Annotated in this window: 10 protein-coding genes; 4 read left to right on the top strand and 6 right to left on the bottom strand. The window is 68.2% G+C overall.

The annotated features are described in order from the left end of the window. Position 1: 1 nt before the first annotated feature. From ACOJTB_RS03045 to ACOJTB_RS03035, 3 genes are read left to right on the top strand one after another with little or no spacing between them, the layout of a single operon-like run. On the top strand, positions 2-2,146 hold the full coding sequence (locus ACOJTB_RS03045) for a PqqD family peptide modification chaperone (protein WP_420101041.1): 2,145 nt from the start codon (positions 2-4) through the stop codon (positions 2,144-2,146). After that, complete coding sequence (locus ACOJTB_RS03040; RefSeq protein WP_420101040.1) at positions 2,139-4,154, top strand: preprotein translocase subunit SecA; 2,016 nt, start codon at positions 2,139-2,141, stop codon at positions 4,152-4,154. The genes ACOJTB_RS03045 and ACOJTB_RS03040 overlap by 8 nt, the downstream gene beginning before the upstream one ends. 59 nt (positions 4,155-4,213) lie before the next feature. Beyond that, on the top strand, positions 4,214-4,993 hold the full coding sequence (locus tag ACOJTB_RS03035; protein ID WP_420101052.1) for an efflux RND transporter periplasmic adaptor subunit: 780 nt from the start codon (positions 4,214-4,216) through the stop codon (positions 4,991-4,993). A gap of 13 nt (positions 4,994-5,006) precedes the next feature. On the opposite strand, the gene ACOJTB_RS03030 is transcribed toward ACOJTB_RS03035, so the two are convergent. From ACOJTB_RS03030 to ACOJTB_RS03005, 6 genes are all read right to left on the bottom strand, one after another. Next, complete coding sequence (locus tag ACOJTB_RS03030; protein ID WP_420101039.1) at positions 5,007-5,882, bottom strand: alpha/beta hydrolase; 876 nt, start codon at positions 5,880-5,882, stop codon at positions 5,007-5,009. Beyond that, complete coding sequence (locus ACOJTB_RS03025) at positions 5,879-6,916, bottom strand: ABC transporter ATP-binding protein (RefSeq protein WP_420101038.1); 1,038 nt, start codon at positions 6,914-6,916, stop codon at positions 5,879-5,881. The genes ACOJTB_RS03030 and ACOJTB_RS03025 overlap by 4 nt, the downstream gene beginning before the upstream one ends. Continuing rightward, positions 6,913-7,893, bottom strand: coding sequence for an ABC transporter ATP-binding protein (locus ACOJTB_RS03020; RefSeq protein ID WP_420101037.1), 981 nt, complete (start codon positions 7,891-7,893; stop codon positions 6,913-6,915). Before ACOJTB_RS03020 ends, ACOJTB_RS03025 begins: the two co-directional genes overlap by 4 nt. Continuing rightward, complete coding sequence (locus ACOJTB_RS03015) at positions 7,890-8,798, bottom strand: ABC transporter permease (RefSeq protein ID WP_420101036.1); 909 nt, start codon at positions 8,796-8,798, stop codon at positions 7,890-7,892. Before ACOJTB_RS03015 ends, ACOJTB_RS03020 begins: the two co-directional genes overlap by 4 nt. Beyond that, the gene (locus tag ACOJTB_RS03010) at positions 8,795-9,772 is read right to left on the bottom strand and encodes an ABC transporter permease (protein WP_420101035.1); all 978 of its coding nucleotides are present in this window, start codon (positions 9,770-9,772) and stop codon (positions 8,795-8,797) included. Before ACOJTB_RS03010 ends, ACOJTB_RS03015 begins: the two co-directional genes overlap by 4 nt. Before the next feature lie 223 nt (positions 9,773-9,995). Further along, the gene (locus tag ACOJTB_RS03005) at positions 9,996-11,612 is read right to left on the bottom strand and encodes an ABC transporter substrate-binding protein (RefSeq protein ID WP_420101034.1); all 1,617 of its coding nucleotides are present in this window, start codon (positions 11,610-11,612) and stop codon (positions 9,996-9,998) included. Positions 11,613-11,701: 89 nt separating this feature from the next. Here ACOJTB_RS03005 and ACOJTB_RS03000 point away from each other — a divergent pair, with 89 nt between their 5' ends. Next, on the top strand, positions 11,702-12,574 hold the full coding sequence (locus ACOJTB_RS03000; protein WP_420101033.1) for a MurR/RpiR family transcriptional regulator: 873 nt from the start codon (positions 11,702-11,704) through the stop codon (positions 12,572-12,574). Positions 12,575-12,588: the final 14 nt, after the last annotated feature.

Raw genomic sequence — 12,588 nt, 5'->3', positions numbered from 1 at the left:
CATGGCATCGCTGTTCAGCCAGTCCTGGTATCGCGTCAGCGGGTTGAAGCCACGGCTGCGCGGCCATGCCGAGATCCACCGGCAGCGCTTTCGCGGCGCGGTCTGGTATGTGCTTCAGGACCACCAGACCGGCCGCTTTCATCGGCTGTCTCCTTCGGCGAACCTGTTTTTGTGCCTGATGGACGGGCAGCGCAGCGTGCAGGAGATCTGGGAGATCGTCTGCGCGCGGGCGCAGGACGATCCGCCGACGCAGGACGAGACGATCCGGCTTTTGTCCCTGCTTCACGGCTCCGATCTTCTCCAGGGCGCCTTTCCGCCCGATTTTGCCGAGCTGTCGGAGCGCGCGGCCTCTCATGCCCGGCGCACGATGATGGCGCGCATCCGCAACCCGCTGGCGCTGCGCCTGCCGCTCTTCGATCCCGACAGGGTGCTGGATGCGCTACGGCCGCTCTATCAGCCGCTGTTCTCGGGCTTCGGCCTCATCTGCTGGCTGGCGTTGGTGGCGACCGGCATCACGATCGCGGCCCTGCACTGGCGCGAGCTGGTCGGCGACGCCACCAACCAGATGCTCACGGCCCAGAGTCTCGCGCTGATGGCTGTGACCTATGTCGTGGTGAAGGGGCTGCACGAGCTGGGCCATGCCTGCGCGGCGAAGGCCTGGGGCGGGGAGGTCCACGAGGTCGGCGTCATGCTGCTCGTGCTGATTCCGGCTCCCTATGTCGAAGCCTCGGCGGCCGCGGCGTTTCCGAGCAAATGGCAGCGCATGGTGGTGTCGGCGGCCGGCATTATCGTCGAGCTCGCGCTTGCGGGGCTGGCCTCCATCGTCTGGGTTCTGGCGGAGCCGGGCCTCGCCAAGGCCGTGGCGTTCAACGTCATGGTGATCGGCGGCGTCTCGACCCTGCTGTTCAACGGCAACCCGCTGCTGCGGTTCGACGGCTATTACATCCTCGCCGATCTGATCGAGATCCCCAATCTCGCGGCCCGCGCCAACCGCTATGTCTTCTACTGGATCCAGAAGCACCTGTTCCACATCCACGAGGCGGAAAGCCCCGTGACCGCTCGAGGCGAGCGGCGCTGGCTGGCGGGCTACGCGGTCGCATCGTTTCTCTATCGCATGATGGTTTCGCTCGCGATCGCGGCGGTGATCGCGACGCAGTTCTTCATCTTCGGCGTCGTGCTCGCCATCGTCGCGGTCGCGGGGATTCTGGTCGTCCCGGTTTTCAAGGGAATCCGGTTCCTGCTGATGGACCCCAAGCTGCGCGGGCGCCGTCGCCGCGCGCTCTGGATCAGCGCCGCCGCGGCGGGCGCGGTGCTGGCGGGACTGTTCGTCGTGCCACTGCCGCATGCCACGATCGCGCAGGGCGTGGTCTGGGCTCCCGACCAGTCCGAATTGCGGGCCAGGGTCGATGGCGTGCTTGCCCGGATCGACGCCAGGCCAGGGCAGGCTGTGGCTGAAGGCGAGCCCCTGCTGACGCTCGACGATCCCGTCCTGACGGCGCGCGTCGCGGTGCTGGCCGCGCAGCTCGAGGAGTTGCGCCAGCGCTATGACGCGGTGCGGCTGACCGACAGGGTGCAGGCCGAAATCCTGAACGAGCAGATCGCCAGCACGGGCCAGACCCTCGCCTCCTTCCGCAGCCGCTCCGCCGATCTGACGCTGAGCGCCGGCCAGGCGGGACGGTTCGTGCTGCCCGAAGCGACCGATCTCGTCGGCCGCTATGTCCATCGCGGCGACCGCCTCGGCTATGTGCTGAAGGCTGAGGATCCGGTCATCCGGGTTGTGGTGCCGCAGGCCGATATCGATCTGGTGCGCTCGCGGCCCGGCCCCGTCGCGGTGCGCCTCGCCGACCGGCTGGAGGAAATCCGGCCCGGCCTGATCCTGCGCGAGATTCCGGGCGCGCAGAGCGAGGTGCCGAGCCCGGCGTTGACCACCCAGGGCGGCGGGCCGATCGCGATCGACATGAGCAATCCGCAAAAGCCGCGCGCGCTACAGAGCCTCTTCGTCTTCGACATCCGGCTTGCCGGCGGCATCCCGCTCGATGTGATCGGGGAGCGGGCCTATATCCGCTTCGACCATGGGCGCGAGGCCGTTGGCTGGCGGGCCCTACGGGGATTGCGCCAGATCTTCCTGAGCCAGTTCCGTGTCTGACGGCGCCGCCCTGCCCGCTCCGGCGTCCGCCATGCGGCTGCCTCAGGCGCGCGCCTGGACCGAGCGGCCGGTTCCGCGCGACGGCATGCTGGACCGCGCGATGAACCGGGTCGTCGGGCTCGCGCAGGCGCGGCTGGCCACGCTCCATGGCCGGCGTTATCGCAGGATCGCGGCGCTCGCCGCGCTGGAGGCCCCCGCGCTGGCGGAGCTGACGGACGAGGCTCTCGCCGCGCGGATTCCGGCCGTGGCGCGCCGGCTGCGGCGCGGCGAAAGCCCCGAGCCCGCGGCGCTCGCTGCCGGCTTCGCGCTGATCCGCGAATTTTCGGGCCGCCTGCTCGGTCAGCCGCATTATCCGGTGCAGATCATGGGCGCGGCCGCGCTCTTCGACGGGCGGATCGCGCAGATGGCGACGGGCGAAGGCAAGACGCTGACCGCCGCGCTCGCTGCCGCGACGGCAGCCCTCGCGGGCATTCCGGTCCATGTCGTCACGGTCAACGCCTATCTCGCCGAGCGCGATGCCGAGGCGATGGGCCCGCTCTATCGGGCGCTCGGCCTCACGGTCGGCGTGATCCGGGAGAAGCAGGAACTCGCCGAGCGCGCCGCCGCCTATGGCTGCGACATCACCTATTGCACCAACAAGGATCTCACCTTCGATTACCTCAGGGACCGGATCACCCTCGGGCAGCGTGCCAGCGATGTTCGCCTGAAGCTGGAAGGGTTGCTCAGCCCGGCCGGGCCGGAGCCGAGGCTGCGCCTGCGCGGCCTGCATTTCGCCATCGTCGACGAGGCGGACAGCGTGCTGATCGACGAGGCGCGCACGCCGCTGATCATCTCGGCCGAGGTGCCCTCGCAATTCCCGCCGCAGATGCTGGGCCGGGCCTTCGCGGTCGCGCAGGCGCTGATGCAGCGACGCGACTATCTCATCGTGCCCGGCGAACGCCGCATCGTGCTGCTGCCGGCGGGCCTCGATGCCATCGAGGCGGCGACGCGGGAGGATGGCCCCGCCTGGCGGGCCAAGGTGACCCGCGAGGAGCTGGTGCGGCAGGCCCTGACGGCCCTTTACCTGTTCCACCGGGACGAGCACTACATCCTGCGCGAGGGCAAGGTCGTCATCGTCGACGAATATACCGGCCGCGTGATGCCGGATCGCTCCTGGAGCGATGGGCTGCACCAGATGATCGAGCACAAGGAAGGCTGCGCGCTGTCGGCCGGCCGAACGACGCTGGCCCGCATCACCTATCAGCGCTTTTTCCGCCGTTATCGCCGGCTGGCGGGCATGACGGGTACCGCAGGCGGCATCGAGGCCGAACTCTGGGCCGTGTTCGGGCTGGCCGTGGCGCGCATCCCGACCCACAGGCCGATCCGGCGCCGGCATCTGCCGGACCTGGTGCTGGCGGACACGAAGGCCAAATGGCGCCACGTCATCGCCCGCGTCGGCGAATTGCACCGGGCCGGGGTGCCGGTTCTGATCGGCACTCGTTCGGTCGCGGCGGCGGAAGAGGCCAGCGGGCATCTCGCACAGGCGGGGCTGGACCACCGCCTGCTCAGCGCCGCGCAGGACAAGACCGAAGCCGATATCGTCGCGCAGGCCGGAGCGGCCGGCCGCATCACCGTCGCCACCAACATGGCCGGGCGCGGCACCGACATCAAGCTTGCGCCCGGCGTCGCCGAAAGTGGCGGGCTCCACGTCATCATGATCGAGCGGCACGACGCCCGGCGCATCGACGATCAGCTCGCCGGCCGCAGCGGACGGCAGGGCGAGCCCGGCTGCTTCCAGGCCATCCTCTCGCTGGACGATCCGCTGCTCGACGGCCGCCCCCTCGGCGGAACGGTCGCCCGTCTGGCTCTGGCGACATTGCCAGCGCTTCTGGCTCAACCGCTGGCGCGCGCCATCCTGAGCCGGGCTCAGGCCGCAGCGGAGCGCCTGCATGCCCGCATGCGGCGCGAGCTGATGGCGTCCGATCTCAGCCACGACAAGATGCTGGCCTTTTCCGGCCATTCCGAATGAGGAGCTGCACGATGAGCCGCCATTCGACCCCGCAGGCGCTCGGCCTCGCCATCCTGCTGATGGCGGGCGCGCCGCAAGCTTTCGCGCAGGGCGCGATCGGGCCGCTGGACTGCGTCATCGAGCCGGCCCAGCGCGTCAAGATCGGCAGCGCGACGCTGGGCATCCTCAAAAGCGTGGCGGTGAAGCGCGGCGACGTGGTGGAGGCCGGCCACATCATCGCGCGGCTCGACACCAGCGTGGAGGAGGCCAATCTGGCGCTGGCGGAAGCCCAGGCCAGGAATGCGGCACCCGTCGAGGCGCAGCGGGCGCGGGTGGAGCTCTATCGGCGGCGGCTGGAGCGGCAGAACCAGCTGTCGAAGGGTGTCGCCACCCAGGACAAGGTCGATCAGGTCGAGGCCGATTTCGAGATCGGCAAGCGCGACCTCCAGACCGAGCTGCTGAAGCACGACCTCGCCGTGCTCGAGGTCGAGCGTGCGCGCGCGCAGCTCGATCTGCGGATCATCCGCAGCCCGTTCAGCGGGCTCGTCTTCGAAAGGCTGATGTCGGCGGGGGAGTTCGTGCGGCAGGACAGCGCCATCTTCACGCTGGTGCAGCTCGATCCGCTCTATGTCGAGGCCTATGTCGGCGTCGGCGAGTGGAACCGGCTGAAGCTCGGTGCCAGCGCCGAGGTTTCGCTCGACGCGCCGATCGGTGGGACCTACCCCGCCAGGGTCACGGTGATCGACCACGTCTTCGACGCCGCCAGCGGCACCTTCGGCGTGCGTCTGGAGCTGCCGAACCCGGGCAACGCGCTGCCCGCCGGGCAACGCTGCAAGGTCAAGATCGGCGCGGCGGGCTGAAGCGCCGCTCGCGTCAGGCGACCACGCCGCCCTGCGGCTGCAGCCGATCGAGCGGCGGGACGGCGCCCTCGAACCACCAGCCGGCCGCGGCGCGTGACATCGCCGCCCCGTCATGGCCGATGCCGGCGACCGGCACCAGCTGCCAATGGCAGGCGCAGCCGCGACGGGCTGCTTCGCCGCGCGCGAAATCCAGCATGAAATGCGCCCGGCCGAAGCGATTGGGGCCCTGGGCCAGCGCTTCGGGGTTGGAGGGAAGGTTGGGATCGTCCGTGACGATGTCCTGGTCGCCGGCGAGGATGACCATCGGGCTCTCCAGCCAGCGGATGACCGCGGCGTCGTCGAGGCCGAGGCCGCCGAGACCCTCCGGAAAGCGCCGCTCCAGCGTCGGCAGGGTATACCAGCCCGGATTGCCCGCCATCACCGCAGCGAAGGGGCCGGGACCGCAGGTCGCCAGCATGCGGTGCGCGAACTGGCCGCCGGCCGAGTGGCCGAACATGCGCAGAGTGTTCGCGGCGCCGATCACGGCGCCGTGCCGCAGCGCCTCCAGCACGCGCTCCGGCACAGTGTAAAGCCACTGCTCGCGCGGGGCGACGGCGCCGTCCGCATCGACGACGAGGCCGTTGTTGTAGCCTTCCGCCTTCGGGAATTGCTCGTTGGGAAAGGTCGGCGCGACGATCAGGATATTGTGGGTTTCGGCCGCGTCGATCCAGAAATCGCGGTAGTCGTCGCCATTGCGCATCATGCCGTGCTGCACGACCACGACCGGATCGTCCGGGCCGTGGCTGGCGGGCCGATAGCAATTGACCTCGAGCGGGCGGTCCGGATGGCGTGCATCGACGAAAGGCAGGGTGCTGCGGCCGATCGGCGGGTTCAGCGTCGTGGTGGTCATGCGGCCTCCGGAGCCGTGTGCAGATGGCAGGCGGCGCTGCGGCCCGGCGCGATCGGGGTGAGCGCGGGGCGGGCTTCGCGGCAGACCGGCATCGCCTGCGGGCAGCGTGGGTGGAAGGGGCAGCCCGGCGGGGGGCTGAGCGGCGACGGCAACTCGCCTTGGAGCGGCTGAAAGGCGCGCTTGCGATGCCGCGCGGAGGGGATCGCCGCGATCAGCGCCGCGCTATAGGGATGAGCGGGCGCGGCGAAGATCTCCGCCGCCGGGCCGATTTCGACGATGCGGCCGAGATACATGATCGCGACGCGGTCGCTGATATGGCGCACGAGCCCGAGATCGTGGCTGACGAACAGATAGGTCAGCCCGTGCCGCGCCCGCACATCCATGAACAGGTTGATCACCTGCGCCTGGATCGAGACGTCGAGCGCCGAGACCGGCTCGTCGCAGACCAGGAAATCGGGCTTCACCGCAAGCGCGCGGGCGATGCCGATGCGCTGGCGCTGGCCGCCGGAGAACTGATGCGGATAGCGCTCGCGATAGGCCAGATCGAGCCCGACCTCGGTGAGAGCCCGGTCTATGGCGGCATCGATCTCGCCTCTGGGCAGCAGCTTGTGGACGGAGAGCGCCTCGCCAACGATGCGGCTGACCTTCATCCGCGGGTCGAGTGAGGCATAAGGGTCCTGAAAGATCATCTGGACCTTCAGCAGATAATCCAGCCGGTCCCTGCCCTTCAGCCCCGCGACATCGCGACCGCGATAGATCGCCGCCCCGCCGCTGGGCTTCATGATGCCGGTGACGATGCGGGCCAGCGTGGACTTGCCGCAGCCGGATTCGCCGACGAGGCCGAGCACTTCGCCCTTCGAGATGGTGAGGTCGACGCCGTCCACCGCACGCAGAACCGGGGGCGGCTTGCCACGCCCGACCGCCATCAGGATGCGCTCGGCCAGAGTCGGGCTCCGGCGGAAATGTCTGGTGATGCCCTTGAGTTCGACGAGCGGCGTCGTGGCGGGATCGGTCGGCATGCCGTGGGCCTTCATGCCGCTGCTCCCATCGGCACCGGATTGTGGCAACGGGTGCTGCGCTCGCCTTCGGTCGTCGGCGCCGGGTCCTGTTCCGCGCAGATCGGCTGCACGCGCGGGCAACGCGGGCGGAACGGGCAGCCGCTCGGCCTGGCATCAATGCGCGGCGCGACGCCGTCGATCTGGGTCAGCCGCTCGCCCGGCGCGACATTGGCGGCGGATGAATTCAGCAGGCCGAGCGTGTAGGGGTGGCGGGGAGCGTCCAGCACGGCGTCCACGGGGCCGACCTCGACGATGCGGCCGGCATACATCACCGCCACACGGTCGGCGAGTTCAGCCACCACGGCGAGGTCGTGGGTGATCCACAGCACGGCCGTGCCGGTCTCGCGCGCGAGCTTCTGCACCTCGAAGAGGATCTGGCTCTGGATGGTGACGTCCAGCGCCGTCGTCGGCTCGTCGGCGATGATGAGATCCGGCGCGTTGAGCAAGGCGGTGGCGATCGCCACGCGCTGACGCATGCCACCCGAGAATTCATGCGGAAACTGTTTCAGCCGCGCCTCGGGAGAGGAAATCCCGACGCGGGCCAGCGCCCTGCCCGCCTCGGCCAGCGCCTCCCGCCGGCCGATATCGCGGTGCTCGAGGATCGCCTCGCTCATCTGCTCGCCAATGCTGAGCACCGGGTTTAGCGTCATCAGCGGATCCTGGAAGATCATGGCGATGCGGTCACCCCGCAGGCTGCGAAGCCGCTCCTGCGAAGCCGCGCGCAGATCCTCCCCGGCGAAGGCGATGGTCCCCGCAACGATCTCGCCCGGCGGGTCGATGAGGCGCACCAGCGAGAACCCCGTCACCGACTTGCCCGAGCCGGACTCGCCGACCAGCCCCAGAACCTCGCCCCGAGAGAGCGACAGATCCACGCCGTCCACGGCCGGCCAGGCACCGTCCGGCGCATGGAACACCGTCCGCAGGCCACGGACATCGAGCAAGGGTTCGGTCATGAGCGCACGTTGAAGCTGCGGCGCAGCCGATCGCCGACGAGGTTGAGCGAGACGATCAGCAGCACCAGCGCGATGCCGGGGAAGACCGCGATCCAGTATTCGCCCGACAGCAGGAACTCGAACCCGTTAGCGATCAGCAGCCCGAGCGAAGGCTGCGTCACCGGCACGCCGACACCGAGAAAGGAGAGCGTCGCCTCCAGCGTGATCGCGCCGGCGATGCTGATCGAGGCCACCACCAAGACCGAACCCACCGAGTTCGGCAGCAGATGCGCAATCATGATGTGACGGGTCGGCAGGCCGAAATTCAGCGCCGCCTCGATATACTCCTTGCGCCGTTCGACCAGCGCCGAGGCGCGCATCAGCCGCGCATATTGCGCCCATTGCACCAGGACGATCGCGAGGATGACCTTGTCGACGCCGCGCCCGATCGAGGCCAGCAGTACCAGCGCGATCAGGATCGAGGGAAAACCGAGCATGAAATCGACGATGCGCATGATGACGGCATCGACCACGCCGCCGAACTGCGCCGCCAGCAGGCCGGCCGTGATGCCGATGAAGAGCGCCCCGGCGGTGGCGGAAAGGCCGACCATCAGGCTGGTGCGCAGGCCATAGAGGATCGCGCTCAGCATGTCGCGGCCCTGCGAATCCGTGCCGAGCCAGTAGGTCATACCTTTCATGCCGGTCTCGCCGGGGGCCAGGCGGTTGTCCATCACGCTCAGCGAGGCGAGATCATGCGGGTTCTGCGGTGTGATGAATGGCGCGAGGGCGGCCAAGAGTACCATGATGCCGAGCAGGATGGCGGCGCCGCGCGTGGTCGGCCGGCTGCGGATGCGCCGCAGCACCTTTTCGCGCAGCGGCGTGTCGGCATCGGCCGGCACGGCGGGGGCTTTGCCTGCGGTGCTCACGCCGTCTCTCCCGTCAGCTTCACCCGCGGGTCGAGCGCGGCATAGAGGATGTCGACGAGGAAGTTCACCGTGACGAAGAGCAGGGTCGCCAGCAGCACATAGGCGACGACCACGGGCCGATCGAGCTGGTAGACCGAATCGATCAGCAGCTTGCCCATGCCCGGCCAAGCGAAGACCGTCTCCGTGATGGTCGAGAAGGCGACGAGGCTGCCGAACTCGATTCCGACCACGGTGACGACCGGGATCAGGATGTTGCGCAGCACATGCCGGCCGACGATGCGGCGCGGGCGCACGCCCTTGGCGCGGGCATATTTCACATAGTCCTGCGTCATCGTCTCGGTCGTGCCGGCGGCGACGAGGCGGATCATCAGCGCCATCTGCGGGATGGCGAGGTTGATCGCGGGCAGAGCCAGATGCTTCAGCCCGTCCAGCGTGAGAAGGCTCGTTTTGACGCCCAGCAGGGAGACGGTCTCGCCGCGCCCCGCCGTCGGCAGCCAGCCCAGCACCACGGCGAAGAGCAGGATCAGCATCATGCCCTTCCAGAAGCTCGGCAGGGAGAAGCCGAGCAGCGTGCCGCCCATGATGATGCGGGAGGGGCGGCTCTCGGGATCGAGCCCGGCATAGAGCCCGAGCGGCACGCCGCCGACGATCGCCAGCGTCATCGAGAGCAGCACGAGTTCGAAGGTGGCCGGCAAGCGGGCCAGGATCAGCTCGATCGCCGGAACGCCATGGACGAAGGAGCGGCCGAGGTCGCCCTTCAGCGCATTGCCCATGAAGACAAAATATTGCTGCCAGATCGGCAGATCGAGGCCGAGGCGCCGGATCAGCGCCTCGCGCTCCGCCGCGCTCGCCGAAGGCGAAACCAGAAGCTCGATCGGATCGCCGATGCCGTAGACGGCGAAGAAGACGACAACCGAGACCGCGAGCAGCACGAAGACGCTCTGGATCAGCCGTTGCAGGACATAGGCGGTCATGGGCGGGGACCGAGACTTGTTGTGGGACGCGACGGGCGGAGAGGTCTCTCCACAGCGGCCAGAGAATGAACGTCATGCCGGGCTTGACCCGGGATCCATCATGAGGCGCAGAGCCCTGCGATGGATCCCGGAGCTCCGCTTCGCTGAGTCCGGGATGACCGATAGGTCAAGACCATAGCAACAGGTTCGGGAGGCGGCCGCGGGTTGTAGCAGCCCGTTCGGCTCACTTGGCCTTCGGTTTCACCGACATTGCCAGCATGTACTGGTCGGCGCGGCCCTTGACGTCGAGCTCGGACTTGAAGGCCCAGATGCCGCTCTCGAAATGGAGCGGAATGAAGGCATAGTCGGCGAGGACGATCTTGCCGGCCTCCTGCAGGAGCTGATCGCGCCTGGCGTCGTCGAGGGTGGTGATCGCCTCGCGGATCACCTTGTCGAACGCCTCGTTCTTGTAACCGCCATAGTTCGAGCCGCCGATGGTCTTGGGCTCGTTCGGGGTCGGCGGCCACTGGCGCAGGAAGGATGCCGCCTCGCCGGTGCCGGAGCCCCAACCGCCGAGCGCGACCGAGAATTCCTTCTTGGCCCGGCGTGGGAAATAGATCGCCCGCGTCATCGCGTCGACCTCGGTCTTGATGCCGATCTGGGTCAGATATTGCGCGACGGCCTGGGTGATCTGGCTGTCGTTGATGTAGCGGTCATTGGTGGTCGAGAGGGTGAGCTGGAAGCCCTTGTCGTAACCCGCCTCGGCCAGCAGCTTCTTCGCCTGCGCCGGATCATAGGCGAGCTTTTCCGGCTTCGCCTGCGTGCCGAACATGCCGGTCGGCAGATATTGATAGGCCGGCTCGGCGGCGCCATCCATGATGCGCTTGACGATGGCGTCGCGGTCGATGGCGAGGGACATCGCCTTGCGGACGCGGACATCCTTCAGCGGGTTCTTGCCGTCCTCCGACTTGACGAAGAGGCTCTGGTCGCGGGCGACGTCGAGCTGGAAATAGATCACGCGGGTCGAGGGCGTGATGACCGAGTCGAAGCGCTTGTCATTGCGGATGCGCCCGAGATCGCGCGCGGCGGGGTTTTCGATCACATCGTAATCGCCGGCGAGCAGGCCGGCCAGGCGCGGGCCGGCATTGGTCACCGGCAGCAGGCGCACGGTGGCCCAGGGCTCCGCCTGACCCCAATAGGTCGGGTTGCGCTCCAGCTCGATCGAGGAGCCCCGCGAATAGGATTTCAGCTTGTAGGGGCCGGTCCCGATGGCCAGCGTGCCGTCATTGAAGCCGCTGACGGTCGGCCAGGCGCCGGTGACGCCGCAGTTCTTCGCCACATCGTAGCTGATCGGCCCATGCTCGACGATCGAGGCCGACAGAATGCCGAGCCCGGAGAGCAGGTTCGGCAGCAGCGGCTCCGGCTCCTTGGTGGTGATGACCAGCGTCTTAGGGTCGGGCGTTTCGATGGAGGCGAAGTTGCCGGTGACGTCGGAGAAGGAATCCGAGACCTTGGTTTCGTTCTTCAGCGTGCGGCAGAAGGTGAAGACCACATCCTCGGCCGTGAAGGGCTTGCCGTTGGAGAAGGAGACGCCCTCACGCAGCTTGAAGGTCCAGCGGTTCTTGCCGTCATTCTCCCAGGAGGCGGCGAGGCTGGGATGCAGCTTCTGCTGCTCGTCCTGGCGGACCAGCGAATCGAAGATATGCTGCGCCAGCGCGTTGTTTGGGGTGAGATCGTGATAATGCGGATCGACCGCCGTGGGCTCCGAAGCGAGGGCGATCCGCAGGGTCTGGGCCGAGATGGCCATGGGGCTGAGGGCGGCAGAGGCGAGGGCCAGGGCAAAAGTGGTTCGACGCATCATGAAGACCATTCCCGCTCTTGGTTTTGACAGTTTTATTTTCGTCGATTAGCAAACATGAAAATTTTTGAACGTCAACCGGGTGGGCGCGCATGTCGCAGGGGCTGAAGCCGTCGACCGACCTCTCGAACCGCATCGCGGAGATTTATCCCTCGCTCAGCAACGGCCACCGGCGCGCCGCGGATTTCGTGCTCCAGCACCCGCTAGACGTCGCGACCATGACCATCGAGGGGCTGGCCGAGGGCAGCGGCACCTCCAACGCGACCGTGACGCGCTTCGTGCGGGCTCTGGGCTATGCCGGCTATGGCGAATTCCGGGCCGCGCTGTCCGCCGCGCTGAAATTCGCGCATGAGCCGGTCGACAGCTTTGCCGGTGCCAGAGCCGCGCCCGGCTCGACCTTCGCGACCTTCGCCGCCGCGCTCGCCGACCAGGCCGGCAATCTCGATGCAGCGCGGCAGCACCTCTCCGAAGACGCGGTGACGCGGGCCGTCACCCTGCTGCTGAAGGCGCCGCGCGTCTTCATCGCCGCCTCGGGGGCGAGCCACCATGTCGCGTCCTTCCTTGAGGACGGGCTGGCGCTCTATCTCGACGCCGATCTCACCTTCGCCTCGTCCCGCACGGGCCCCGAGCGCGCCATCCGCCATATGATGTCGGCGCGGCCCGACGATCTCGTCATCGCGATTTCGGTGCCGCGCTACTCCCGGGCCACGCTCGACCTCGCCGGTTTCGCAAAGAAGCGCGGTGCCCGCGTTCTGGCGCTGACCGATGGGCCGACCTCCCCGCTCGCTCCTCTGGCGGATGTGGCGCTGTTCGCGCCCGCCCGCAGCCACCTGCTGCCCAATTCGCCCACGGCGATTTTCGCTCTGGCCGATGCGCTGATCGCCGCCGTGGCACGCGAGCGGCCGGACGCGGTGGATGCGCTCAAGGAACTCAGCGAGAGCCTGCTCTGGACGTTCTACCGCTGAAGACTGCTACGGAC

It is taken from the genome of Allobosea sp., from assembly GCF_048595345.1.
Lineage (GTDB): Bacteria > Pseudomonadota > Alphaproteobacteria > Rhizobiales > Beijerinckiaceae > Allobosea.
Note: the sequence above shows the minus strand (reverse complement) of the source record. Positions and strands in the feature narration are given on the sequence as shown.

Excerpts from the sequence above, each read along its gene's own strand:
- ACOJTB_RS03045 (WP_420101041.1), top strand. The coding sequence starts at position 2 with ATGGCATCGCTGTTCAGCCAGTCCTGGTATCGCGTCAGCGGGTTGAAG.
- ACOJTB_RS03035 (WP_420101052.1), top strand. The coding sequence starts at position 4,214 with ATGGCGGGCGCGCCGCAAGCTTTCGCGCAGGGCGCGATCGGGCCGCTG.
- ACOJTB_RS03030 (WP_420101039.1), bottom strand. The coding sequence starts at position 5,882 with ATGACCACCACGACGCTGAACCCGCCGATCGGCCGCAGCACCCTGCCT.
- ACOJTB_RS03025 (WP_420101038.1), bottom strand. The coding sequence starts at position 6,916 with ATGAAGGCCCACGGCATGCCGACCGATCCCGCCACGACGCCGCTCGTC.
- ACOJTB_RS03020 (WP_420101037.1), bottom strand. The coding sequence starts at position 7,893 with ATGACCGAACCCTTGCTCGATGTCCGTGGCCTGCGGACGGTGTTCCAT.
- ACOJTB_RS03010 (WP_420101035.1), bottom strand. The coding sequence starts at position 9,772 with ATGACCGCCTATGTCCTGCAACGGCTGATCCAGAGCGTCTTCGTGCTG.
- ACOJTB_RS03005 (WP_420101034.1), bottom strand. The coding sequence starts at position 11,612 with ATGATGCGTCGAACCACTTTTGCCCTGGCCCTCGCCTCTGCCGCCCTC.
- ACOJTB_RS03000 (WP_420101033.1), top strand. The coding sequence starts at position 11,702 with ATGTCGCAGGGGCTGAAGCCGTCGACCGACCTCTCGAACCGCATCGCG.